Genomic DNA, 23,570 nt, shown 5'->3' on the forward strand with positions numbered 1-23,570 from the left:
TAGGACGTGACTATGCAACAGTATATGGGATATGACCTGGACGCCCTACAGCGTCTCGGCGCGACATGGACAGCGAAAGAGATTGAACAACAGCCGGCTTGTTGGGCGAAGACCCAACAGATTGTCAGTGACATGCACGAACAAATCAGCAGCTTCTTACGTCACGCACTGGCTGCCGAGAATGCGCGGGTGATTTTCACCGGCGCGGGTACCTCCGCCTTCGCCGGACGCGCGTTGGTGCCGCTGCTGTCACGTTATGTACCGCGTCGCATGGAGGCGATCGCGACCACCGATCTGGTCTCCTGCCCGCAACAGTACCTGAGCGAAGATGTTCCGACGCTGTTGGTGTCGTTCGCCCGTTCGGGTAATAGCCCGGAAAGCGTGGCGGCGTTGCAAGTCGCTTCCGAATGTCTCAGCCAGTGCTATCACTTGGTGCTGACCTGTAACGCCGAGGGCCATCTCTACCGTTTCTGTCAGGATAGCCAGCATGCCTTGGCGGTGTTGACGCCGGCGGAGACCAACGATCAGTCGTTGGCGATGACCTCCAGCTTCTCCTCGATGATGATGGCGGCAGTTACGATTTTTGCCGGTCTTGATAAATATTCGAAAGATATCGAAGAATTTTGTAAAAAAAGTGCGGATTGGTTCAAACAAATAAACCAGCAATTCGTGGATAATATCCGGGCTGGGCAGTATCAGCGAGTTATCTACCTGGGAAGCGGAGGATTACAGGGATTGGCTCAGGAGTCGGCACTGAAAGTGCTGGAGTTAACTTCAGGCAGAATCGCTGCCATGTACGATTCCCCATTGGGATTCCGTCATGGACCGAAGGCAATAGTTAACAGCGAAACATTAATCTTTGTTTTTATTTCCAACGATCCTTATACGCGTAAGTATGATCTCGATCTGTTGCAAGAGCTACGCAGCGATAATGTTGCCAGTGAAATTATTGCCGTCTCTGCTTATACAGAACACGCTGTCACTGCCGGCCGGCATATTATCGTGCCAGGCGTAGCACAAAGCGATGACATTGGACTGTTGTTTGCTTATTTGATGTTGGCGCAAGCATTTGCATTCCATAATTCAATCGCCGTTGGCAATTCACCGGACAACCCATCACCTAGCGGGGAAATTAATCGGGTTGTACAAGGTGTCACTATTTACGGTTTTGAAAAATCACTCGAAGGGAAAATATATGAATCAGCCTAATATTGTCTGGACTCGTATCGATGAGCGTTTACTGCACGGGCAAATCCGAATTACCTGGGGTAAACATACTGAGGCCAATCTGATTCTGGTTGCTAACGACGAAGCGGCTGAAGGCGATAGCGCGGCATTCATGCAAGCAGGAATGAAGGCCTCTGCAGGCGGCGAATATGATGTACGCTTCTTCACGATTCAGAAAACCATCGATGTGATTCACAAAGCCGCTGCACGCCAGAAGATTTTTATTCTGTGCAATAATCCAAGCGATGTCGCGCGTTTAGTCGAAGGCGGTGTGCCGATTAAACATTGCAATATTGGCAATATGCATTTCCATGAAGGTAAACGCCAGATCGCGAAGACCGTATCGGTAGACGATAAGGATCTGGATGCTTTCCGTCGCATGATTGATTTAGGTGTTAGCTGTACCGTACAAAATACACCTGACCAATCTCCGGTTGATATTCTGACTCTGGCTAAAAGCGCCTAATTCAATGGGGGGCTGGTCCCCCCATTGTAACTCTGCGGTAGAGGAATATATTTATGGTCTTTGAAGCGACACTCGTTGCCATTTGGGCATTCTTATGCGGCATCGATAAATACGATGTGGCATTAAATATTCACCGCCCACTAATTACCGGCCCGGTGGTCGGATTAATTATGGGGAATATGGAAATCGGTCTGATCGCCGGCGCGACGCTGGAGCTGGCTTGGCTGGGTCTGGTGCCGAACGCCGGGGCGCAGCCGCCGGATGTCACCATGGGCACCATCGCCGCCGTGGCATTTGCCGTGATGACTGGCCAGTCACCGGAAGTGGCGATGGGGGTCGGCATGCCGATCGCCGTACTGATGCAGATGATCGTCATCGGTTTCTTCGCGCTGACGGCGTTCACCATGGGGAAAGCAGACGAGTATGCGGAGCAGGCGGATGCCGGCGGGATATCGCGCTTGTTGATCGGCACTATCGTCACGCGTTCGATGCTCTACTTTGTGATCGCTTTCGCCACCGTCTACTTCGGTGAGCATGCCGCCGATTGGATCGACAAAAACACACCGAAAGCGCTTCTGGAAGGCCTGGGTATCGGTGCCAAGATGGTTCCGGCAATCGGCTTCGCCATGTTGCTGAAAATCATGTGGTCCAAGGAGATGGCTGGGGTGTTCTTTATCGGCTTCGTGATGACCACCTACCTCAAGCTGCCGATCATGGCCGTGGCTATCCTCGGCGCGTCTATCGCCGTGTTGTACTACTTCTTCAGCGGTAATAAGTCCAATTCACAGCAGCAGGTTAAAGAGGAATTCGAAGATGGCATCTGAAGTCATTATCTCTCCGGCGCAGGAAGAAACACGTAAGGCCGCCAGCCTGGTGGACAACGTGGATGCTTATCAGGATGGTGAAGTCCGCAAGGTGATCACCAAGAAGGATCTGTGGAAGTGCGCGTTCCGCGGGTTGTTCATGGAAGGTAACTTCAACTTCGAACGTATGCAGGGCGGTGGCTTTGCCTACTCGATGATCCCGGCCCTGAAGAAGATCCACGGTAATAACCGCGCAGATCTGGCTAAGTCGCTGAAGAACCATCTGCAATTCTTTAACGCCAGTCCGAAACTGTTCACCTTCCTGCTGGGCACCGCCATCGCGATGGAAGAGAACAAGGAGAAGCCGTCTACCATCAACGTGATGAAGGTAGCGGGCATGGGCCCGACCGGCGGGATCGGTGATGCCATCGACCATATGACGTTGATGCCGTTGACGCTGGCGCTGGGGGCCTCCATCGCCATCGATGGCTCCATCGCGGGTCCGTTCGTGTTCTTTATCCTGTATCAGATCGTCCACTTCCTGGTCTACTTCGGCCTGATGTTCATGGGCTATCGCGCCGGTACGGCGGCGATGGTGAGCATGAGCGATGCCACCGAGAAGTTGGCGCGCGCCGCCAACATCATGGGTATCTTCGTCATCGGGGCGTTGTGCGCCACCTTTATCCGCTTCAGTACCACGGCATCGATAGAGTTGGGCGGCAAGACGGTGGATCTCCAGAGCGCCTTGTTCGACAAGATCATGCCAAACATGCTGCCGTTGCTGTTGGTCTTCTTTATGTTCCGCATGGTGAAGGGAACCGGCTTCTGGGCTAAGCCTCCGGTGCTGATCTTCTCGACCTTGGCGGCCGGCGTCGTCGGCCACCTGATGGGTATTCTGTAATCGTCGCTCCCCGCGCCATCATCGATGGGCGGGGAGTTTACCAATGAGTCAGTTGTAAGGGTTATTCCATGATTGGTCTTGTCATTTCCGGTCACATCCACTTCGCTAGCGGCATGGCTTCTGCCGTACGGGCCATCGCCGGCGAACAGCCGCAGATGCGTTTTATCGATTTTGTTGAGTCCATGTCTACCGACGATCTGGAGGCCGCCTTGCGCCAGGCCGCCGATGAGGTGGATGGGGGCGAAGGTGTCCTGTTCCTGACCGACCTGCCGGGGGGATCGCCCTGTAATCGTGCGCTGAATGTGCTGATGAGCCGTGACGGCGTTGAGGTGTTAGCCGGGGTCAACCTGCCGATGATCGCCAACGCCGCCTTCGAGCGCGATGGTGCCACGCTGGCGGAGTTGGTGGCGATCCTGCAAGAGATCGGCGCCAGCAGCGTACAGAATATGCGTCAGACGCTGGAAGCCGCGATGGCCCCCGTCGAATGCGAAGCGAGCGACGGACTGTAAGATGATGCCGATTGCCTATCTGGCCGACCGGGTCTTTACCCCGCACGGCATAGAGCGCGATGTCGCCGTAGTGGTCGAGGATGGCATCATCACCGCTGTCGGGTCGTCGATCCCCTCGGGCGTCCAGGTGGTGCGCTTGGCCGGTCATACGCTATGGCCGGGATTGATCGACATTCATATTCATGGTCGTGCCGGCGCCAATGTGATGGATGCGACACCGCAGGCACTACAAACCATCGCCGATGCCTTACCGCAGTGTGGGGTGGTGGCGTGGGTGGGTACCACCGTCAGTGCGCCACAGCAGGATGTCTGCCAGGCGCTGCAACAGGTCGGGGCGTTTATCGCCGCCGGGCAACGGCAGGGTGCCCGCTTATTGGGTAGCTTCCTTGAGGGGCCACATTTTACCGCACCTTATCGGGGGTCTCATCCCGAGACCTTCCTGTGTGAACCGGATGCCGATGCGCTAGAGGCGTTGTGGCAGGCCAGTGATGGCACCCTGCTACGTGCCGCGCTGGCGCCCGAATCGGAGACGGCTCTGCAAGCCATCGCCTGGTGGCGCGCGCGCGGCGTCAAGGTGGGCGTTGCCCATACCGCGGCCAGTTTTTCTCAGGTTCAGCGCGCCCATGCCTTGGGCGCCGATTGCGGCGTTCATCTGTATAACGGCATGTCTGGGTTGCATCATCGTGAGCCGGGTTGCTGTGGGGCGGTGCTGTATCTGGATATGCTGGCGGAGTTGATCGCCGATGGGATCCACGTTCATCCGGTGATGCTCAACTTGGCTTATCGTAGCAAGGGCTATCATCACATCGCCCTGATCACCGACTGTATGCGTGCCGGTGGACTGGGTGAGGGGCGTTATCGACTCGGTGCTCAGGAGATCACCGTGCGTAACGGCGAGGCGCGCACCGACGATGGATCGTTGGCGGGCAGTACCTGTAGCCTGGATCAGGCGGTACGCAACATGATCAATCTGGCGGGCGTTCCGGCGTGGGAAGCCGTGCAGATGGCTTCGGCGGTACCGGCCGCCTACCTCGGTCTGACGGAGCGTTTGGGTGAGATCCGCGCCGGTGCACTGGCAAACTTTACCGTGGTCGATGAGGCGATGACGGTTGTCGAGACCTATATCAACGGTGAGTGCGCCTACCGGCGTTCGGCCTGACGCGTGATGAGCCGGGCCTGAGTACCGGTTCGATACATGATAACCAGGGAGGGTCATGCCCGGCATGGCCACCACTAATCGGAGGCCCGCAGGGGAGTCGCCAGTTGCTGGCGCGCGGGCCCAGTGAGGATAATGCAATGAATGCGATAACACGTGAAGAGATCCTGGCTGACATGTTGCGGGTGTACCGCTATCAGGCGGCCAACCAGACACGCAGTGTGGTACGCCGCAGCGGCAAGACGCGTTTCATTAAGGATACCGATTGGGAGCGCGGCGTATTTTGGTCCTGCGTCGCCGCCGCCTGGCAGGCGACCGGCGATCAGTGCTATCTCGATGGAGTGATGAACTACACGCTGCACACCGGTTTCCGTACCGGCCCTAATGCCCGCTTCGCCGACGACATGGTGTGCTGCCAGGCCTATTTGGATGTCTATTCCCAGGTCGAGCAGCCGGAGGCTCTGGAGCCGACCATCAAGGCGCTGGGTCAGATGGTGGATGAGCCGCGTCCCGGTCGTGAAGATTGGTGGTGGTGTGACGCGCTGTTCATGGCACCGCCGGCCTTCGCCGCGCTGAGTGCGCGCACTGGCGATAGCCGCTACGTCGACTATATGGATGTCGCCTTCTGGGATGCGGTCGACCATCTGTACGATCCTGAGAGTGGCCTATTCTATCGCGATTACCGCTACATTCCCGACGGGCAGGGCGGTGAGTTGCGGGAAGAAAATGGTGAGAAAGTATTCTGGAGCCGAGGTAACGGTTGGGTGTTGGCGGCGGTACCGCGCATCTTGGCACACCTGCCGGCGGATCATCCGAGTCGTGCGCGCTATCTGGCGTTGTTCGGCGATCTGGCGGAGACGATCAGTGACTACCAGCAGGCCGATGGCATGTGGCGCACCAGTATGCGTGATCCCGAGCGCTTCCCGGCGGCGGAGAGCAGCGCCACGGCGTTGTTCTGCTATGGCTTAGCCTGGGGCATCGCGCAGGGGTTGCTGGCACGTGAGCGCTACCAGCCGATCGTCGAGCGTGCCTGGGCGGCATTACATGGCTGTATCCAGCCTAATGGCATGCTGGGCTGGGTGCAGTTGCCCGCCTTCAACCCGCGCGATGTGCAGGCGCAGCACAACATCGATTACGGTGCCGGTGCCTATCTGCTGGCGGGGTGTGCGATGTTGGATCTGTACGCCTGATCGACCCAGGATGACACATGACGCCCGGCTTTGGTCGGGCGTTCTTTCGCCAACTTTCGTTACAGGTGTACGCTAGACACTATTCCGGATCTTTTCACTTTCGATTTTTTTCGATACTGTGATTTTACGCAGCGTATCTTTGCTTTCTCTTTCGTAAAATAAGAAACATCGTTTTAAATTGGGGTGTTTCTCATGTCGCGTTCTCCCTCTGCGCCGCAAGCTCATTTTCATATGATGGCCAAGCCGGCGAGTTATCGTTGTAACTTGCGCTGTAGTTACTGCTTCTACCTGGAGAAGGAGGAGGTGGTGCCGCAACAGGCGGGCGCGCGCGCGGCGGAGACGATGAGCGATGCCACGCTGCGCCGCTATGTGCGCGACTATATTCAGTCGCATGCGGGCGAACAGGTCGACTTCGCCTGGCAGGGTGGCGAACCGATGCTCGCGGGATTGCCGTTTTATCAGAAGGCGGTGGAGTACCAGAAGAAGTATGCCGACGGCAAGACTATCACCAACAGCTTCCAGACTAACGGTATCGCCATCAATAGCCAGTGGGCCGATTTCTTCGCCGAGCAGCAGTTTCTGATCGGCGTCTCGGTGGATGGATTAGCCGCGGTGCATAACCGCTACCGTATCGCCGCACAGGGGCAACCCACCTTCGATCGTGTCTGTCGTGCCATCGAAACCTTGCGTCATCATCAGGTGGAGTTCAATACCCTGACGGTGGTGAATGATCAGAACTGGGATAAAGGGCGTCAGACCTATGAAGCGCTCAAGGCGCTGGGGTCGACGTTCATGCAGTTTATTCCGCTGGTGGAGGTCGATGCGTCCATCGGCTGCGGCCAGGGGCGTCACTATTCGCCGCCCGCCTCACCGACGATGGCGCCCTTCAGCGTACCGGCGCACGGTTACGGTCAATTTATGAGTGACGTCTTCGACGCCTGGGTTACGCAGGATGTGGGGCGTTATTACGTGCGGGAGTTCGACAGTCTGCTTGGGGTATGGATGGGCTATCCCGCCTCGACCTGTGTACAGGCGGCGACCTGCGGACAGGCATTGATCATCGAGGCCAGCGGCGATATTTACAGCTGCGACCATTTCGTCTATCCCGCCAACCGCTTGGGCAATATCGCCGATACGTCGTTGCTAAAGCTGGCGACGTCGGCGCGTCAGCAGCGTTTCGGCCAGGCTAAGCAGGATAAGTTGACGACGCGCTGCCAACAGTGTCCGGTGCGTCCTCTCTGCCATGGCGGCTGCCCGAAACATCGCCTCATTGGCTTGCCCGATGAGCGTCAGCGGCACAACTATCTGTGCCCCTCCTACTTGCACTTTTTTACTCATACCGCCCAGGCGATGCAGATGATGCAGGCGGTGATCCGACGCGGCGGTGTGGCGGCGGATGTGATGCCTTTACTTAAGCATGCATAATAACGGAGTTGGCAATGACGTTTTTCAGTAGCAAGAAGAAGCAGTTGGCAGGGCTCGTCGCCGCTGCCTGCCTGTGCGGCGCCGCGACAGCTCAGGCCGCCCCGACGGCGGACAATAGCCGCCCCAATGTCCTGTTGGTGATCATGGATGACCTCGGGACGGGGCAACTTGATTTTGCGTTAGAGGCGTTAGATCCCAAGGCGTTAGCGCAGCGCCCCGTCGCCGCCCGTTATCAGGGCGACCTGGATAAGATGATCGATGCGGCGCGCCGAGCGATGCCGAATGTGGCGCAACTGGCGAACCAAGGGGTGAAGATGACTAACGCCTTCGTCGCCCATCCGGTGTGTGGACCGTCGCGTGCTGGCATCTTTACCGGCCGTTATCCGGCCAGCTTCGGCACCTACAGCAACGATGATGCACTGCTCGGCGTGCCATTGGATATCAAATTGCTACCGGCGTTGTTCCAAGAGAACGGCTACGCCACCGCCAATATCGGCAAGTGGCACAACGCGCGTATCGAAAAGAAAAACTATGTCGATAAGGCCGATCAGACCCGTGACTATCACGACAACATGATCTCCATCAGCGCGCCGGGCTACGGGCCGGAAGAGCGTGGTTTCGACTACTCCTACAGCTATTACGCGTCCGGGGCGGCGCTGTGGAACTCACCGGCCATCTGGCAAAACGGTAAGAATATTGCCGCGCCGGGCTACCTGACGCATAACCTGACCAACGAAACCCTGAAGTTCCTCGATGAGAATAAGGGCAAACCCTTCTTTATCAGCTTGGCCTACAGCGTTCCGCATATCCCGCTAGAGCAGGCCTCACCGGCGCGCTATATGGACAAGTTCCAGACCGGTAACGTCGAGGCGGATAAATATTTCGCCGCCATTAATGCTGCAGATGAAGGTATCGGTGAGATCATCGCCCGTCTGAAGGCCTTGGGTGAGTTGGATAATACGCTGATTTTCTTTATCTCCGATAATGGAGCGGTGCATGAGTCGCCGATGCCGCTCAACGGGATGGATCGGGGTTTCAAGGGGCAGATGTTTAACGGTGGGGTGCATGTTCCCTTCGTCGCCTACTGGCCGAAACATATCCCGGCCGGGACACAGAGCAACGTGATGGTCAGCGCCATCGACATTCTGCCGACCGCGCTGAAGGCCGCCGGGATCACCATTCCCGCTAGCATGAAGGTGGATGGGCGCGACATCATGCCGCAGCTGAGCGGCAAGGCGCAGACCTCACCGCACCGCTATCTGTACTGGGCCGGACCGGGCGCCAAGCATTACAGCGAAGAGAACCAGCCGTTCTGGTTCGACTACTGGAAGTGGATCAGCTATGAGGCCCCGCAGCCGCCGAAGAACCCGAACCTGGAGAAGCTCTCGCCCTCATCTTGGGCGGTACGCGACGGGGAGTGGACGCTCTACTTCTATGACGACGGTAGCGATAAGGTCCAGTTGTTCAACGATCGCCTCGACCCGGCGGAATCCCAGGATCTGTCGGCTAAGTATCCACAGCGCGTGGCCGAGATGAAGGCCGCCTACCATGAGTGGATCAAGACCAAGCCGAAGCCGGTCGCCTGGGGCCAGGATCGCTACCATATCTTGGAGCAGTCGGCCCGCAGTTAAGTTTTGTATCGGGGCAGCGTGGTGTGCGCTGCCCTTTTTTTGACTTTTTTTCAGCGAAGGAACCGAAATGGCGCAAAAGAAAATCGACGGCGCGCCGCGTCCGATCATCCCTTATGAACATCCCGATGCGCAGATGTATCTGCGTCTGTTGCGTGAACGCTTGGTCCGGCTGCGCTGGCGTAAGCGTGCCTATACGCGTAACGATGCCGCGCTGCGCGCCTGTTTCGCCGATGATAGCCAGCCGCTGGAACAGCAGTGTGACATGCTGGTGCGCTACGTCGCCGAGGCCTTCGATCATTATGCGGTGTGGGACTACAGCCACGCCTACTACCCAGGGCGCCCCAGCCAACAGAATGCACGCACCGATGCGATGGAGGGATGCAGTCGGGTACTGCCGACGCTGGCGGCCTGGTTGCATGGTGCAGTCAGCCAGGCGCGGGGCAGTGTGCTGAGCGGATTGAATGGTCAACGTTGGGATATCGCCGATCTGTTGAGTCGGGCGTTTCTGGCCGGTACCGACCCGGCCCACCCCGGCTATTGGGGGACGTTACACGATTACGACCAGCGCATCTGTGAGAGTGCCGATCTGGCGTTGGCACTCTGGCTGAGTAAGCGCTGGGTGTGGGCGCGTTACGATGCTCGCCAGCGTGAACAAGTCCTGGCTTGGTTCGCGCAGGTACCGGCACGCCAAACCGTCGATAATAACTGGCATCTGTTCGGGTTAACGGTCGAGATGGTATTACGCGATCTGCGCGGTGAGGGGGAGGTCGATCAGCAAAAATACCAACGTATTAAGGAATTCCATGTCGGCGAAGGCTGGTTCCGTGATGGTGCACGCGGTAACTATGACTATTACAACGCCTGGGGTTTCCATTACTCCCTGTATTGGCTAAATCAGATCGATCCGCAATTCGATCAGGCCTTTATTCAGCAGACATTGCAGCAGTTTAACGCGGGTTATCGCCATCTGCTGACCCCGCAAGGCATCGCCTTCTTCGGACGTAGCGCCTGTTATCGGCTGGCCGCCGCCGCGCCACTCCTGGCTGAGGCCAGTCAGGCGCCATCCCCCGCCACCCTTGGCCTGGCCAAGCGCGCATTGGCGGTGACGCTACGTTACTTCATCGCCAATGGTGCGATGCGTGCCGGTGCGCCGACTCAGGGGCTATTTGCCGATGATGCGCGCCTGGTGGACAACTACAGTGGACCGGCCAGTAGCTTCTGGTCGCTGCGCGCCTTGAATATTGCCTTGTACAGCGCGCCCCAGAATGGATTGTGGCAGGCGCAGGAGCAACCGTTGCCGATCGAGCAGCACGATTTCTCCCTACGTATCGAGGAGACGGGGATGCAACTGTTCGGGTGCCGTGAGACGGGCGAAAGTGTGGTGCTGTTTCGCCATGATTATACCCAGACGCAGACCCCGCTTAGCCGCCGCTTGAGCCGTCAACGTCCTTGGCAGTGGTTGTTGGAGAGTCTGACGGGACGCGCCGAGCGGCCGAAAAACAACCTGTTGCGTAAAGGCGTCACCTGCTATAGCTCGAAAATGGATCTTTACTTTTAGTTTCGCCGGACGGAGTCACACTTTTATTATCTTTTGAATGTTTTCTTTGTTTTATTTTGATGGTTAAATGAAAGCATATGAAGATGCGGAGGTGTGACGATGTTTTTGGTTTCTTCCCGGGATATGTTGCTGCAAGCGCAGGCCAGGGGCTACGCCGTACCGGCGTTTAACATTCATAACCTGGAGACCATCCAGGTGATCGCCAAGACGGCGGCGCAAATGGGTTCTCCGGTGATCCTGGCGGGAACGCCGGGCACCTTTAGTTATGCCGGTGTCGCTTACCTGGTTGATATCTGCCGTGAGGCGGCGCGTGAATACCGTATTCCGCTGGCGCTGCATCTGGATCATCATGAATCCTATGACGACATTTGTGCCAAGGTGGCCAGTGGCGTCAAGTCGGCGATGATCGATGCCTCACATCATAGCTTTGCCGATAACGTGGCGCTGACACGCCAAGTGGTGGAGTATTGCCACCGCTTGGATTGCACCGTCGAGGCGGAGTTGGGGCGTCTGGTCGGCCAAGAGGATGATCTGGTGGTCGATGCGGCGCACGGCAGCTATACCGATCCGGCCTTGGCGGCTGAGTTTGCGCAAGCCACCGGCATCGACTCGCTGGCGATTGCCATCGGCACCGCCCATGGGATGTACAAAGAGGCGCCGCGTCTGGACTTCGATCGTTTGGCTCAGATCCGCCGCCAGACCGAGGTACCGTTGGTCCTACACGGCGCCTCTGGGATTCCCGATCAGGATGTGGAGCGCTGCGTGTCGCTGGGGATCTGCAAGGTTAACGTTGCGACCGAACTGAAGATCGCCTTCTCCGATGCGGTGAAGGCTTACTTTGCCAGCCATCCGGCCGCCAACGACATGCGTCATTATATGGAGCCGGGTAAGGCGGCGATGCAACAGGTCGTCGAGCATAAGATCCGTATCTGCGGCAGCGCCGGGCAACTGTAAGAGGAGAGCAGCATGACGAAGCGCGTTGCCGTATTGCTGGCACACGGTTTTGAAGAGGGGGAGGCGGTGGTGTTTATCGACATCATGCGTCGCCTGGATATTCAGGTGGAGATCCTCTCCTGCGAGGAGAGCCTGGCACTGAATAGCTATTTTGAGACCCCTATCCGAGCGGATGCGCTGCTGGCCGATCGCCAAGAGACGCTGTATGACGCAGTGATGATGCCGGGCGGGCCACAGGGTACCGATCGCCTTAATGCCAGCGCCATGGTCTTGGCTTTCTTGCGTCGCCATATCGCCGCCGACAAGTATATCTGTGCATTGTGCTCTTCCGGCGCCAAGGTCTTAGCGGCGCATGGCTTGCTGGAAGGTCGGCGTTATAGTACCGGGGATAAGTTGGCTGAGCGCTTTGCCGATGGCGAATATGTCGATCGTGACGTGGTGGTCGATGGGCGTTTCATCTCCGCCAAGGGGTTGGGTGTTAGCTTTGAATTCGCCTTTACGGTGGCGCGTCACCTCTTGGCCGACAATGTGGCCAAGGTCGATGCTCAGGCTAGCCATATCTATTTTCGGCGCTGGCCACTGTCTGAAGGGTAATTAATTGCCGAAGCGTTTTTAGGGGTTACTTTGACTGCGACGGTATCACCGCAAGGTGATACCGTTTTTTTTTGATTATGGCGCTATTCTTTCTTTTTATTTCTTTCGCTTGCTTTCTATTTAGTGCGGTTTTGTGATCGTGCGTAATAATATGAAACTTTAGTGCGCGTAGTATACCCCTACGCTAACGGCGGCCTCCGAACGTACCGGCGCTGTGCGGCGTCAATGCGCTATGGCCCGGGTGTCATGACGGCAATGCGCGGGTTACCCATCAGTCAATACTATGAAAAAGAGTTAAGGATACGATGAACAAGTTAATTTACTTGGCCGCACTCCCATGCTTGTTTTCTGCCTCTCAGTCATGGGCCAATAATTATAAAACCAGCGTTGAATACCGTCATGAGTATCGCGAGGGCGTAAAGAAACATAGCGATAGGTTTAAGGTGTTTTTAGATACCGGTAATCATATCGGCTTCGAGTTCGATGCCCGCTATGGTAACCACGATGATCAAGCCTATGACCAGATGTACCTGAATGGCTCTGAACTGAATGTTTTTTATTATACTGATCTAAATAAAAATACCCTGTTGCTGGCAGGAAACTCCTTTGACTTTACCTCTGAGGGGCTGGTCTTCATTCCATTTGTGCGCCTGAATTACACCTTCGATAATGGTTTCTATATCCATGGCCGCTATAAGTGGAAACTATGGGACTACTCGATGAAGGGGGTAGACCAGCAGCCTTACCATTCAAAGATCCAAGAGTTTGATACGTTTATTGGCTATAAGTGGGGGCAGTGGAACTTTCAGTATCAGTTGGATCTGATGCGTGAGATGTCCGCCAATGGTCAGCCGTTGTATAACGGTAAAAAGTGGGATTATGCCAATAACTTTAGGGTGGTATATGCCATTGATGCCAACTGGCGCCCCTTTATCGAAATTGGTGATATTAAGGAGAGCCGCGACAGCGACCGGCGTCAGGGACGCTATCGTATCGGCCTGAAATATACCTGGTAATCCGCGCCAGCGCTCAGCGGGGTGACGCAGCGGCGTCACCCCGCTGGCGACTATTTTTTCCCGCTCAAGCGGCTTTTCAGGTCGGCAAACGGGTTGTAGGTCGCCACGCCCACCTCGTGCTGAGCGTCCTCTCCGGCGACGACGCGGGTACCAAACGTGTCGGCCTCGGTGTATTTTTCGTGCTCATGATCATGACAATACAGACAGAGTAACTCCCAGTTACTGCCGTCTGTCGGGTTGTTAGTATGATCATGATCGAGATGATGTACCGTCAATTCTCGCAGGTTGGAGTAGACGAACTCGCGGGCGCAGCGGCCACAGACCCAGGGAAACAGTTTCAGGGCTTGCTCGCGGTAACCGCTTTCCAAGCGGGCATAGTTTTTCGGGATAATGGCCATGGGGCTCTCTCGCTAGCTGGCAATAGAAATAGAGTTCCCTATGGTAGGGCAAAGTTGCGCGGTAATCACCTGTGGCGCGCAGGCGGCGTCATAGCGTGTGCGCACGGACACGTGCTGGGGGTGGCGGCATGCCGTCTGACATGCCGTATGCGGGAAATTAGAAGGTATCCCAGTTATCGTCGTCTGCGTTCTCACGCGTCGAGAGTGGGGCCTTCTTGACGATGGGGGATTGCGGGCTGACGCTCGGTGCGGCGGGCGGGATGGCGCTTTCTTGCGGGCTGATCTTGAACTGTGCGACGGTCTGGGTCAGGCGATCGGCCTGCTCCTCCAACGCACCGGCGGCGGCGGCGGATTGCTCAACCAAGGCGGCGTTCTGTTGCGTCACCTTATCCATCTCGTTGATGGCCTGCGCGATTTGGGCAATACCGCGACTCTGCTCCTCCGAGGCCGATGAGATCTCTAGCATGGTATCGGAGATATGGTTCACGGAGGTGACGATGTCGCCCATCGACTGGCTCACATTCTCCACCAACTGATTGCCTTGCTCGACGCGGCTGACGGAGGCCTCGATCAGCCCCTTGATCTCCTTGGCGGCCTGTGCACTGCGCTGTGCCAGGTTACGGACTTCCCCCGCGACCACGGCGAAACCTCGTCCCTGCTCGCCAGCCCGCGCGGCTTCGACGGCGGCGTTGAGCGCCAGGATGTTGGTCTGGAAGGCGATACCATCGATGACACCGGTGATGTCGCCGATCTTGCGTGAGCTTTCGGCGATTTCGGTCATGGTGCTGACCATCTGGCGAGTGATCTCGCCGCCATTGACGGCGATGGCGGAGGCTTTCTGCACCAGTTCGGTCGCCTCACGAGCGCTATCTGCGTTGTTTTTCACCGTGCTGGAGATCTGCTCCATGCTGGAGGCGGTCTCTTCCAAGGAGCTCGCCTGCTCTTCGGTACGGCTGGAGAGATCGTTGTTACCGGCAGCGATTTCCTGCACCCCGGTGAAGATGTGGCTGGTGCCGTTGCGCACCGCGCCAACCATGTTAGCCAACTCGTCGCGCATATGGCGCAATCCCTGCATCAGTTGGCTAATTTCGGTATCGCCACGCGCCTGGATATCGATGGCCAGATTGCCGTGTGCGATCTCCGCCTGGTAGGCGATAACTTGCTGAATGCGGTCGATGATGTAGTGACGAACCCAATACATGACCAGCGCTGTGATCGCAACGAACAGCAGCATAAAGCCGATAGTCAGTGGGATAATTTGATGGTAATTGGCGGAGGCTGCCTGCGCCGCCGGTTGGATGATCTTGTTGGCGACGTAGTCGGAAGCGTCGTCCAGCGAGGACATGAAGCCGGTGCTGGAGTGATTCTGCAGGATGGTTTGGAAACCATTAATATCGTTATTCTGCAGTCGTTCGATCATGGTCACCAGATCGGCGCGAGCTTTGCCATATAATCCTTTGACCTTCTCTGCGCGGCCATTGTCATGGCCACTGGCGCGTGAGAGGGCATAAAAGTTTTCCATCTCTTGGTCGACACTCACCAGACGCTGCTGCAGATTGGTGAGTGAAGTACGCGCGTTATCGTCGTCGCCGTGTGCACTCAATGCCAGCGCGTCTTTCATGATCTCTTCACGGATTTGCGTGATCGAGGCGTAGGCACGGTCCATCGCCATAATTTGGCTAAATCCCCGCGAGATCTCATCTAGGCGGGTATCGGTAGTGGAGGCATCACGCAGGCTCCAAATACCGGAAAAAATCTGTAGGCCGCAGAATAGCGCGAGCACAGCCATCAGACCCCGTGAAATTTTTAATCGTTCGAACATTGTGTAACCTGTCATAACAGCATGAGAAAACTACCGATCGGATAAAAGGATCGGAATAAGGTGTTATTACTGTCGGAAGATAGAGTAAAAACTTTAATGTTTTAGCTAATTAATTAAATCGTCTGCCGAGCAGAATGTCGGGAGCAGTGCGCAGTACGATGGTGAAAACGTGTACTGCGGCAGGGCGGTCGGGGGATTAAGCATAACCTAAGGGCGTGCGTAACTCTCCGCTCAGTAAGCGTTCGCGCCACCACTGCACGGCGCGCCCATTCTTGGCGGCGCGCCAGCCAATATACGCGATCTCATGGGCGGGGCTAAAGCTAAGTGGGCAGGCGATCAGCGTCTGCTGTGTCAGATAGCGCCGTGCAATATGGTAGGGGAGATAACCGATGCCAACGCCATTGAGTAACAGGCTGATCTGGCAGTAGATATCGTAGACGATGAGCGGGGCATGGCTCGCCTCCTGCGTGTGCGTTATCGCCGGCTGGCCGAGCCGTTCGCCCATCTCAATCGTGCGATGTTGGCCGAGTTGGCTGGGTGTGAGGGGGGTGGTGGCTTGTGCCAATGGGTGATGCGGGGCGACGACCAGCAAGGTTTCGATGATGCCGAGCGCCTGGTAGACATAACCGCCCTGTTCGGGTAATCGCGCCGCGGTGCCGATGATGATATCGGTGCCGGTATCGAGCCCCGCTAGGCCAATTTGGGCCGAGCGCGCGGGGGCTAAATGTAGGCGGGTATGCGGATGTTGACTGAGGAAGTCCGTGATCGCCGGGTGTAGGATCTCCGGCAGCGTATACCCCTCTAGCGCGACGATGATCTCCGTCTCCCAACCCGACTCCAGCAGTAGCGCCTGCTGCTCTAACGCGTGCGCCTCGCTGAGTAGATGGCGTCCCTTATCGAGAATAATACGCCCGGCTTGAGTGAAACGTGCGCGATGCCCGCTGCGATCGAGGAGTTGTAGATTTAAGTTACTTTCCAACTTTTGCACCATATAGCTTAGCGCGGCCGGCGTCTTATAGAGCGATTGAGCGGCGGCGGCAAAACTGCCGTGACGATCTAATGCATCCAGGATCAGTAAGACCTCTAGGTTTATTCGCATAGGCCGCGTCCCCCGGCATTGATGGCTGGGTTAGTGTGGCGTGGATGAGGGTGCTGGCCGCTGAACACTTTTTTATGCCAATGAGTCAATAACCCTAAAAAAAACATCATAATATCTTGCTCGTTATTCTTCATAGATCCCTTTATATCGTTATTTTTAGATATAATAGCCTATCCCATTAGGCTATTTTATTTGCCATTTGACCCTGGGCCGTGCTCACCCAAAACTTAACTCAGTTTTGCACGCCCTTCAGGGCGGCCCGCAGGGTGAGCGAAGCGAATAATCCTCAGGTATTGCGTGTACGCTCCGGTTGTTGCGCGCTGTCCGTGTCCAAACTGGCTGCAACAATACACGCCTACTCGGATAGGCTCTAAGTGAAGGCGTTTACCCGCACTAAAAATATATCGGTAAAATGGTTTGTTATTTAACCTTGTTGTTTACTATTTATCACTTAATGGGGTTTATTTACTTTTTATACTAAATTAGCACTATCCTTTTCATGTTTATAATTTCAGCTGGAAAATTATTGACTGGTGCGACAGTTAATGCTGCACGCTATAAAGTATTTCGTCAGTTTGGCAGAAAGTTTTAATATTAATTTAATAATAGAACCTATTTAATCGATTATTTATCGATGATCGAACAATAACTGTCCAATTAACGCGATGAGGGCGGAAGGCGGTCACCCGGGATGTGTTGAGGATAGGGGGCGACAATGGACGACATTTGCGCGGCAATTGTGGCATAATGTGAGCAAAATCACGTTAACCTATTGAGATCGCGCTGTGCTGATAAGTAACAACATCACCATGCAGTTTGGCAGTAAACCCTTGTTTGAGAACATTTCGGTCAAGTTCGGTGGCGGCAACCGTTACGGTTTGATCGGTGCGAACGGCTGCGGTAAATCTACCCTGATGAAGATTCTGGGGGGCGATCTGCAACCGACCGCCGGTAATGTCGCGTTGGATCCGAATGAGCGTCTGGGTAAGTTGCGCCAGGATCAATTTGCCTTTGAGAAATACAGTGTCATCGATACCGTCATCATGGGACATCATGAGCTGTGGGCGGTCAAGGAAGAGCGTGATCGCATCTATGCGCTGGCCGAGATGAGCGAAGAAGAGGGATACCGTGTCGCCGATCTGGAAGTCGCTTACGGTGAAATGGATGGTTATAGCGCCGAGGCGCGCGCCGGTGAGCTGTTGCTGGGCGTCGGTATTCCTGTCGAACAACATTATGGGCCGATGAGTGAGGTCGCCCCCGGCTGGAAGCTGCGTGTGCTGCTGGCGCAGGCGTTGTTCTCCGATCCGGATATTCTGCTGCTTGATGAACCGACCAACAACCTGGATATCGATACGATCCGTTGGTTAGAGACGGTGCTTAATGAGCGCAACAGCACCATGATCATCATTTCGCATGACCGCCATTTCCTCAACATGGTATGTACCCATATGGCCGATCTGGACTATGGTGAGTTGCGCATCTATCCCGGTAATTACGACGACTATATGACCGCCGCGACTCAGGCGCGTGAGCGCCTGTTAGCCGATAACGCCAAGAAGAAGGCACAGATTGCCGAGCTTCAATCGTTCGTGAGTCGCTTTAGCGCCAACGCGTCGAAGTCGCGTCAGGCCACTTCGCGTGCGCGTCAGATCGAGAAGATTAAACTGGATGATGTTAAGGCCTCCAGTCGACAGAACCCCTTTATTCGCTTCGAGCAAGAGAAGAAGTTGTTCCGCAACGCTCTCGAGCTGACGGATCTCAGCAAGGGATTCGACAATGGCCCGCTATTCAGCGGCCTGAAGTTGTTGCTCGAGGCGGGCGAGAAGGTCGCGGTGCTGGGGACGAACGGGGTCGGTAAGTCGACGCTGTTAAAGACCTTAGTCGGCGATTTGACGCCGGACGCCGGGACCGTCAAGTGGGCCGAGAACGCGCAGATCGGCTACTACGCGCAGGATCATGAGTATGAGTTCGAACAAGAGATGACGTTGTTCGACTGGATGAGCCAGTGGCGCCAAGAAGGGGACGACGAGCAGGCGGTGCGCGGCTTCCTAGGCCGTCTGTTGTTCAGCCAAGAAGATATCAAGAAGTCGGTCAAGGTCCTGTCGGGGGGCGAGAAAGGGCGTCTGTTGTTCGGTAAGCTGATGATGCGCCGCCCCAATGTGCTGGTGATGGACGAACCGACGAACCATATGGATATGGAGTCCATCGAGGCGTTGAACATTGCGCTGGAATTATATCAAGGTACCCTGATCTTCGTCTCTCATGACCGTGAGTTCGTGAGTTCATTGGCCACTCGGGTCATCGAAATCACCCCGCAGAAGGTGGTCGACTTCGGTGGCGGCTACGAGGATTACCTGCGTAGTAAAGGCATCGACGAGTAAGCATAACGGCCCCTTGGGGCCGTTTTTTTATGCTGCCTTTTATTCCGGCTGTAGCATGATCTTTTACCTCTAGCGCTTTGTCAGAATAAGCCGATGGGGGGATGGCAAGAGAATGTGCTAGTCTGAGGCCGAGATAGCTTAAACAAGGATTTGATGATGAAGACATTCTCGATGGTGATGGCCGGCATGTTGCTCGCCGCCTCTTCTGCTACCGCCTGGGCTGGTACGACGGATCGGAGCCCGCAACCGTTAGATAAGATCGCCCCCTATCCGCAGGCGGAGAAAGGCATGACGCGTCAGGTGATCGCTCTGCCGCCGCGTGCCGACGAGGCGGATCTGCGCGTCGAGTTGCTGATCGGCAAAACGCTGTCGGTGGATTGCAACCGCCAGCGTCTGATGGGTGAGCTGGAGAGTAAGACTCTGGAGGGATGGGGATACGACTATCTGGTGATGGATAAGGTCACCGGGCCGGTGGGCACCCTGATGGCTTGCCCAGACAGTCAGCGCCATCAGGCGTTTGTCACGGTGCATCTCGGCGATGATGCCTTGCAGCGTTATAACAGCAAGTTGCCGCTGGTGGTCTATGTCCCACAAGGGGTACAGGTGAAATATCGTATCTGGCAGGCGCAGCCGCAGGTACAGGATGCGCTGACCCAATAAATTGGGGCCACGCCCCCGTCATCGAGGGGGCGTGATTACATCGGCGCCAGCAGGGGGCCGCTGAGGTGCTCCCCCCCTTGTGCGTCGGCGCGTTGGCGGTAGCTGCCGGGTGACGTGCCATAGCGGCGTTTAAAGGCTCGGCTAAACGTCTGTTGGCTGTCGAAGCCATATTGCAGCGTGATCTCCATGATTTTCTTATTGCTGCGCTGCAGCTCGGCCGCCGCGCGGATCAGTCGACGCCGGCGGACGTAGGCGGCCAGGTTATACCCGGTTACCTCCTTGAACAGCCGTTGTAGATACCACTTGGAATATCCCGCCCGGTCGGCGATATCGTCGATCAGTATGCGTTTATCCAGATTCTGCTCTATCCACTGAATTAATGCGTCAACCAACAGTTGATGTTGTCCCTGGGTCGTCATTGGCAATCCCTCAATCGCAGGCACTCGTTGAGCCGACTTTTATGTTAGCGGAACAAAAATAGAGAGACTTATACAAAAACTAAGGCTTCTTCTTGTTTTGTAAAGAAATGCCAGCCAGGTGTTTCCAAGCGTAATAATCGGCGCAATACGTAGAGAATGTGAGGGAGGGCGGAGAGGGAAGCCTCTCCGCGCGAGGAGGATCAGGCGGTTGCACTGGCCAGCTTGCTGGCGAAACCGAGGAACATAACACCGACCAGGGAGTTACCCAGGCGTGCCAGACGCTGCTTCTGCCCCAGAAAGTGAGCCAGGGCGGCGCCGGAAAAGATCAGGAAGGTCATATAGCAGATGCTGATGCATTCCAAGATCGTCGCCAGGATCAGGAAAGAGAGCCCGGTATGGGCGTAGTTCAAGTCGATAAACTGTACGAAGAAAGAGACGTAAAACAGGATCGACTTGGGGTTGGTCAGGCTCAGGGTCAGCGCCTTGCGAAAGGTGTGGCTGACTTCGATACGCTCCTCTCCTTGATGCGGCGTGTCACGTCGGCGCAACGTAGAGTAGAGGATTTTAATCCCCAGATAGAGAAGATAGAGCGCCCCCAGCATCTTGATCAGATTGAAGAGGAACGGTGAGGAGCGGATCAAGGAGGCGATCCCAAGATAGGCCAGAAAGATCAATACACCATCCCCGATCAACACGGCGCTGGCGGCCTTATAGCCTTCGCGCACACCACCGGTGATCCCGGTCTTCAGTACGAATAGGGTGTTGGGGCCGGGAACTAAGATGATAAATACCGCACCCAGGACATATGTCCAGATATTGAGTACGCCAAAGCTTTCTAACACATCAACCTCTTTTTAATAAGTAAATTATGTGGGATTGGGGCTATAACAGTGGCTGAATATTCTACACATTTTATTCGACGAATGGCAGAGGGCGAGTGCGAGTCATCCACTGTGTGGTGGCGCGGCACAACACCCTCGTGCGCCACCCACCTGCAGGAAGTCGATAACACGGTTGGCGGTGTCGCTCGTCCCGTGTTCACTGGCTCACTTGGTGCAGCAGTCGACGCTAGTCAGGTAGTAGGTACTGTGCAGATCGATCATGGATGCCAGGCGCGCATTGGCCATCATCATCGCCTTGGGACGCGATTCGGCACTGATGACAAAGGCACCTTGCTCTTTACTGGCGGTGGTTTTTCCCGTTCTTTCCTCGGTTAGCGTGAGAATATGGTCATAACGGCAGAGAAACTGTTGCATGCTGTAGCCTCAAGTAAACTGTGTGTGGGAGGCGGGACGCCTGGCCCCTAAACGCGGAACATGACACCGCGTGAAAACGTTCGAATAGGCCGTGCCGCACGCTCAGTAAGCGGAGGCATCGGCGGATATGGGTAAAAAATTTATTGTGATTTTCCATATCATTAGCTGATTTTTTAGCCTACATCAGACCGATGGACGTGACATCGACGTCCTAGTGGTTAGTGTAGACATTATTGCTCGTGCGAACATATAGATTTGTGAAAACTGTTGCAACTCATTAGATCATTCCGGGAGTTTATACTTTGTCGCGTAAGCGTTAGCTTACATCCTTGGATATGCCTATTTACGCAACTTTCCCCGTTGCGTATGCGTCGCCTGAGGGTGATGAGCCCCGTCGCTTGCCTGATAGCGGGGGATGACAGGTTAGGCGAGTGCATAAAATTTCTTGATTAGTAAAACTTATAACTGCGCGACGATTACGAGAAATTCTATTTTCAGCGTTAATTTCCGTATTTTGACTTGAACGCAGCATTTCATCATGAGATTAATGGGGCGTCTTAGAACCAAAAGGTATAGGTTCTGTTTAATCCAAGGAGAAATATTATGTTGACTGCTATTTATTCTGGTTTTCGTGGTTCGTTGCGTTGGGCATTCATGCCAGCCTATCGGGGGCATGGTGATTATACCTTGTTGTTAACAGTGGTTTTTTTCTTCGGTATGAGCCTGGTGCGTTCCCTGGCTTGGGGAGAAATGAGCAGCTGGTATCATGTATTTATTAATATCCCATTTCTGATGGTCGCCTATGCCTTGGCGTGGATGGTGGAGCGTGCAATCAAGGAGTAATAAGTTATTAAACGGGTAAAGGTTGTTTTAACCTCAAATAAAGTCTTCGGATGTTTCCTCTGCCGCCTAGTTAAGTTTGTTGATGTATTTGCCTAGGCGGCATTCATTCTGCCACTTTTCGTTGCTTATTATTTCCCCCGCTGTTGAGCGTCTATGTTTCCCGGGAATACGTCGCGTCGGCGGTCTTCAGCTTAATGCATCCGTAGTAACCTGGGCGGCGTCAAAATCGACCCGCAGTTGGGTGATGGGCAACTGACGCCCGATGATCACCAGACGCGAGCAGGGGATCTCCTCGGTGCGCCAGGGCGAGCCATAGTCGAATCCGACTACCCGATGAATGCCTTGTACTACCAGGCGTTGGGGGTGTTCGTTGATGGCCAGAATGCCCTTATAGCGCAGCATGTCATGACCGTATTGTTCCACCCAACGCTCCATCGTCTGGCCGATACGCTGAAGATCCATGACGCCGCCTTCAAGCAGATGCGCCTGGATGGCGTCATCGACGGTGATGGCGGAGCTGGGCAGGGGGCGAAATGGGCGGAGTCGCGGCGGCGCGTCGCCGTGTGGGGTGAGGGTATGCCACCCTTGGGACAGGCTCAGTTCATCGCTGAGGGTGAAGGCGTGCAGATCCAGCCACAGCGCCGGCGGGCAGGCGCCGTGCTCGACTTGATAAATCTCGGCACGTGAGTTGATGCGTCGGATGCGGGCCAAGAGCGTTTCGCAATGCGCCGTGTCTACGGTATCGCATTTAGTCAACAGAATACGATCGGCACAGCCGAGTTGTGCGGCGGCGACGGGGTGTTGATCCAACTGTGTCGCGAGGTGCTGGGCATCGGCCAGTGCGATCACCGCGTCCAGGCGTAGCGCGTCGCGTAGCGTGGGTTCGACGAAGAAGGTCTGCACGATCGGCGCCGGATCGGCGAGCCCGGTGCTCTCGATGATGAGATGGTCGAAGGTGAGCGCCCCCTGTTGGCGTCGTTGCAGCAGATCGCGCAGCGCCGCACTGAATTCACCGCGCACGCTACAGCAGACACAACCGTTACTCAACTCGGTGACGGAGACACTGTCATCGACCTCAAGCAGTGCCCCGTCGAGGTTGGCGGCGCCAAACTCATTCTCGACGATGGCCAGGCGACGATCCGTTCCGTGGCGTAGGTAGTAATTGAGTAGGGTGGTCTTCCCGGCACCGAGGAAGCCGGTCAGTAGGGTGACGGAAACGGGGGTCTGCATAGTGTCCTCCTGTGTGGCTTGCCCGGCGTGGC

General features: G+C 55.7%; 23 protein-coding genes. 16 read left to right on the forward strand and 7 right to left on the reverse strand.

Features of this window, described 5'->3' with window-relative positions; genetic code table 11:
- Nucleotides 1–12: 12 nt before the first annotated feature.
- From DCL27_RS04595 to DCL27_RS04655, 13 genes are all read left to right on the forward strand, one after another.
- Entirely contained in the window at nucleotides 13–1,209 is a 1,197-nt protein-coding gene (locus DCL27_RS04595; RefSeq protein WP_005288758.1) for an SIS domain-containing protein, read from the forward strand.
- Entirely contained in the window at nucleotides 1,196–1,693 is a 498-nt protein-coding gene (gene agaV / locus DCL27_RS04600) for a PTS N-acetylgalactosamine transporter subunit IIB (RefSeq protein WP_005288756.1), read from the forward strand. Before DCL27_RS04595 ends, agaV begins: the two co-directional genes overlap by 14 nt.
- A 53-nt stretch (nucleotides 1,694–1,746) precedes the next feature.
- Nucleotides 1,747–2,517 (forward strand): PTS N-acetylgalactosamine transporter subunit IIC, encoded by a 771-nt coding sequence (agaW, locus tag DCL27_RS04605; protein ID WP_005288753.1) that lies wholly within the window; start codon nucleotides 1,747–1,749, stop codon nucleotides 2,515–2,517.
- Nucleotides 2,507–3,397: a PTS system mannose/fructose/sorbose family transporter subunit IID gene (locus DCL27_RS04610; protein WP_005288749.1), complete on the forward strand. Its 891-nt coding sequence runs from the start codon at nucleotides 2,507–2,509 to the stop codon at nucleotides 3,395–3,397. The genes agaW and DCL27_RS04610 overlap by 11 nt, the downstream gene beginning before the upstream one ends.
- 68 nt (nucleotides 3,398–3,465) lie before the next feature.
- Nucleotides 3,466–3,906, forward strand: a complete 441-nt coding sequence (gene agaF, locus DCL27_RS04615; RefSeq protein ID WP_005288746.1) for a PTS galactosamine/N-acetylgalactosamine transporter subunit IIA — start codon at nucleotides 3,466–3,468, stop codon at nucleotides 3,904–3,906.
- 4 nt (nucleotides 3,907–3,910) lie between these two features.
- Nucleotides 3,911–5,065 (forward strand): N-acetylglucosamine-6-phosphate deacetylase, encoded by a 1,155-nt coding sequence (gene nagA, locus DCL27_RS04620; RefSeq protein ID WP_035600756.1) that lies wholly within the window; start codon nucleotides 3,911–3,913, stop codon nucleotides 5,063–5,065.
- Between the two features lie 137 nt (nucleotides 5,066–5,202).
- Nucleotides 5,203–6,252: a glycoside hydrolase family 88/105 protein gene (locus tag DCL27_RS04625; RefSeq protein WP_005288740.1), complete on the forward strand. Its 1,050-nt coding sequence runs from the start codon at nucleotides 5,203–5,205 to the stop codon at nucleotides 6,250–6,252.
- Between the two features lie 192 nt (nucleotides 6,253–6,444).
- Nucleotides 6,445–7,677, forward strand: coding sequence for an anaerobic sulfatase maturase (locus DCL27_RS04630; RefSeq protein WP_035594708.1), 1,233 nt, complete (start codon nucleotides 6,445–6,447; stop codon nucleotides 7,675–7,677).
- Between the two features lie 14 nt (nucleotides 7,678–7,691).
- Complete coding sequence (locus tag DCL27_RS04635) at nucleotides 7,692–9,308, forward strand: sulfatase family protein (RefSeq protein WP_005288731.1); 1,617 nt, start codon at nucleotides 7,692–7,694, stop codon at nucleotides 9,306–9,308.
- Nucleotides 9,309–9,375: 67 nt separating this feature from the next.
- The gene (locus DCL27_RS04640) at nucleotides 9,376–10,866 is read left to right on the forward strand and encodes a DUF2264 domain-containing protein (protein WP_035600743.1); all 1,491 of its coding nucleotides are present in this window, start codon (nucleotides 9,376–9,378) and stop codon (nucleotides 10,864–10,866) included.
- A gap of 99 nt (nucleotides 10,867–10,965) precedes the next feature.
- Entirely contained in the window at nucleotides 10,966–11,820 is an 855-nt protein-coding gene (locus DCL27_RS04645) for a tagatose bisphosphate family class II aldolase (protein ID WP_005288725.1), read from the forward strand.
- Nucleotides 11,821–11,832: 12 nt separating this feature from the next.
- Complete coding sequence (locus DCL27_RS04650) at nucleotides 11,833–12,414, forward strand: DJ-1/PfpI family protein (RefSeq protein WP_035600747.1); 582 nt, start codon at nucleotides 11,833–11,835, stop codon at nucleotides 12,412–12,414.
- A 305-nt stretch (nucleotides 12,415–12,719) separates the two neighbouring features.
- Entirely contained in the window at nucleotides 12,720–13,430 is a 711-nt protein-coding gene (locus tag DCL27_RS04655; protein WP_005288720.1) for an oligogalacturonate-specific porin KdgM family protein, read from the forward strand.
- Nucleotides 13,431–13,480: 50 nt separating this feature from the next.
- On the opposite strand, the gene yajD is transcribed toward DCL27_RS04655, so the two are convergent.
- The 3 genes from yajD to DCL27_RS04670 form a co-directional block, all read right to left on the reverse strand.
- Nucleotides 13,481–13,828, reverse strand: a complete 348-nt coding sequence (gene yajD, locus DCL27_RS04660) for an HNH nuclease YajD (protein WP_005288716.1) — start codon at nucleotides 13,826–13,828, stop codon at nucleotides 13,481–13,483.
- Between the two features lie 157 nt (nucleotides 13,829–13,985).
- The gene (locus DCL27_RS04665; protein WP_035600750.1) at nucleotides 13,986–15,650 is read right to left on the reverse strand and encodes a methyl-accepting chemotaxis protein; all 1,665 of its coding nucleotides are present in this window, start codon (nucleotides 15,648–15,650) and stop codon (nucleotides 13,986–13,988) included.
- 196 nt (nucleotides 15,651–15,846) lie between these two features.
- The gene (locus DCL27_RS04670) at nucleotides 15,847–16,749 is read right to left on the reverse strand and encodes a LysR family transcriptional regulator (RefSeq protein WP_035600753.1); all 903 of its coding nucleotides are present in this window, start codon (nucleotides 16,747–16,749) and stop codon (nucleotides 15,847–15,849) included.
- A gap of 785 nt (nucleotides 16,750–17,534) precedes the next feature.
- Between DCL27_RS04670 and DCL27_RS04675 the strand changes: the two genes are divergently transcribed.
- Nucleotides 17,535–19,130: an ABC-F family ATPase gene (locus tag DCL27_RS04675; RefSeq protein WP_005294378.1), complete on the forward strand. Its 1,596-nt coding sequence runs from the start codon at nucleotides 17,535–17,537 to the stop codon at nucleotides 19,128–19,130.
- A 156-nt stretch (nucleotides 19,131–19,286) separates the two neighbouring features.
- On the forward strand, nucleotides 19,287–19,790 hold the full coding sequence (gene eco, locus DCL27_RS04680; protein ID WP_035598804.1) for a serine protease inhibitor ecotin: 504 nt from the start codon (nucleotides 19,287–19,289) through the stop codon (nucleotides 19,788–19,790).
- A 35-nt stretch (nucleotides 19,791–19,825) separates the two neighbouring features.
- Here the strand turns inward: eco and DCL27_RS04685 are convergent, their stop codons facing one another.
- From DCL27_RS04685 to DCL27_RS04695, 3 genes are all read right to left on the reverse strand, one after another.
- Nucleotides 19,826–20,209: a helix-turn-helix domain-containing protein gene (locus DCL27_RS04685; RefSeq protein WP_005288695.1), complete on the reverse strand. Its 384-nt coding sequence runs from the start codon at nucleotides 20,207–20,209 to the stop codon at nucleotides 19,826–19,828.
- Between the two features lie 200 nt (nucleotides 20,210–20,409).
- Entirely contained in the window at nucleotides 20,410–21,051 is a 642-nt protein-coding gene (leuE, locus tag DCL27_RS04690; RefSeq protein ID WP_035598801.1) for a leucine efflux protein LeuE, read from the reverse strand.
- Between the two features lie 204 nt (nucleotides 21,052–21,255).
- On the reverse strand, nucleotides 21,256–21,465 hold the full coding sequence (locus tag DCL27_RS04695) for a hypothetical protein (protein ID WP_005288687.1): 210 nt from the start codon (nucleotides 21,463–21,465) through the stop codon (nucleotides 21,256–21,258).
- 603 nt (nucleotides 21,466–22,068) lie between these two features.
- Between DCL27_RS04695 and DCL27_RS04700 the strand changes: the two genes are divergently transcribed.
- Nucleotides 22,069–22,308, forward strand: a complete 240-nt coding sequence (locus tag DCL27_RS04700) for a hypothetical protein (protein WP_005294386.1) — start codon at nucleotides 22,069–22,071, stop codon at nucleotides 22,306–22,308.
- Nucleotides 22,309–22,494: 186 nt separating this feature from the next.
- Here DCL27_RS04700 and DCL27_RS04705 read toward each other — a convergent pair whose 3' ends face one another.
- On the reverse strand, nucleotides 22,495–23,538 hold the full coding sequence (locus DCL27_RS04705; protein WP_035598798.1) for a CobW family GTP-binding protein: 1,044 nt from the start codon (nucleotides 23,536–23,538) through the stop codon (nucleotides 22,495–22,497).
- Nucleotides 23,539–23,570: the final 32 nt, after the last annotated feature.

It is taken from the genome of Edwardsiella tarda ATCC 15947 = NBRC 105688, from assembly GCF_003113495.2.
Classification (GTDB): Bacteria; Pseudomonadota; Gammaproteobacteria; order Enterobacterales; family Enterobacteriaceae; genus Edwardsiella; species Edwardsiella tarda.

Coding starts and splice junctions, on each gene's coding strand:
- DCL27_RS04685 (WP_005288695.1), bottom strand. CDS start 20,209: ATGACGACCCAGGGACAACATCAACTGTTGGTTGACGCATTAATTCAG.
- DCL27_RS04595 (WP_005288758.1), top strand. CDS start 13: ATGCAACAGTATATGGGATATGACCTGGACGCCCTACAGCGTCTCGGC.
- DCL27_RS04695 (WP_005288687.1), bottom strand. CDS start 21,465: ATGCAACAGTTTCTCTGCCGTTATGACCATATTCTCACGCTAACCGAG.
- DCL27_RS04655 (WP_005288720.1), top strand. CDS start 12,720: ATGAACAAGTTAATTTACTTGGCCGCACTCCCATGCTTGTTTTCTGCC.
- agaW (WP_005288753.1), top strand. CDS start 1,747: ATGGTCTTTGAAGCGACACTCGTTGCCATTTGGGCATTCTTATGCGGC.
- DCL27_RS04700 (WP_005294386.1), top strand. CDS start 22,069: ATGTTGACTGCTATTTATTCTGGTTTTCGTGGTTCGTTGCGTTGGGCA.
- yajD (WP_005288716.1), bottom strand. CDS start 13,828: ATGGCCATTATCCCGAAAAACTATGCCCGCTTGGAAAGCGGTTACCGC.
- agaV (WP_005288756.1), top strand. CDS start 1,196: ATGAATCAGCCTAATATTGTCTGGACTCGTATCGATGAGCGTTTACTG.
- DCL27_RS04635 (WP_005288731.1), top strand. CDS start 7,692: ATGACGTTTTTCAGTAGCAAGAAGAAGCAGTTGGCAGGGCTCGTCGCC.
- DCL27_RS04665 (WP_035600750.1), bottom strand. CDS start 15,650: ATGTTCGAACGATTAAAAATTTCACGGGGTCTGATGGCTGTGCTCGCG.
- DCL27_RS04645 (WP_005288725.1), top strand. CDS start 10,966: ATGTTTTTGGTTTCTTCCCGGGATATGTTGCTGCAAGCGCAGGCCAGG.
- DCL27_RS04670 (WP_035600753.1), bottom strand. CDS start 16,749: ATGCGAATAAACCTAGAGGTCTTACTGATCCTGGATGCATTAGATCGT.
- DCL27_RS04625 (WP_005288740.1), top strand. CDS start 5,203: ATGAATGCGATAACACGTGAAGAGATCCTGGCTGACATGTTGCGGGTG.
- nagA (WP_035600756.1), top strand. CDS start 3,911: ATGCCGATTGCCTATCTGGCCGACCGGGTCTTTACCCCGCACGGCATA.
- agaF (WP_005288746.1), top strand. CDS start 3,466: ATGATTGGTCTTGTCATTTCCGGTCACATCCACTTCGCTAGCGGCATG.
- DCL27_RS04640 (WP_035600743.1), top strand. CDS start 9,376: ATGGCGCAAAAGAAAATCGACGGCGCGCCGCGTCCGATCATCCCTTAT.
- DCL27_RS04705 (WP_035598798.1), bottom strand. CDS start 23,538: ATGCAGACCCCCGTTTCCGTCACCCTACTGACCGGCTTCCTCGGTGCC.
- DCL27_RS04610 (WP_005288749.1), top strand. CDS start 2,507: ATGGCATCTGAAGTCATTATCTCTCCGGCGCAGGAAGAAACACGTAAG.
- eco (WP_035598804.1), top strand. CDS start 19,287: ATGAAGACATTCTCGATGGTGATGGCCGGCATGTTGCTCGCCGCCTCT.
- DCL27_RS04650 (WP_035600747.1), top strand. CDS start 11,833: ATGACGAAGCGCGTTGCCGTATTGCTGGCACACGGTTTTGAAGAGGGG.
- DCL27_RS04630 (WP_035594708.1), top strand. CDS start 6,445: ATGTCGCGTTCTCCCTCTGCGCCGCAAGCTCATTTTCATATGATGGCC.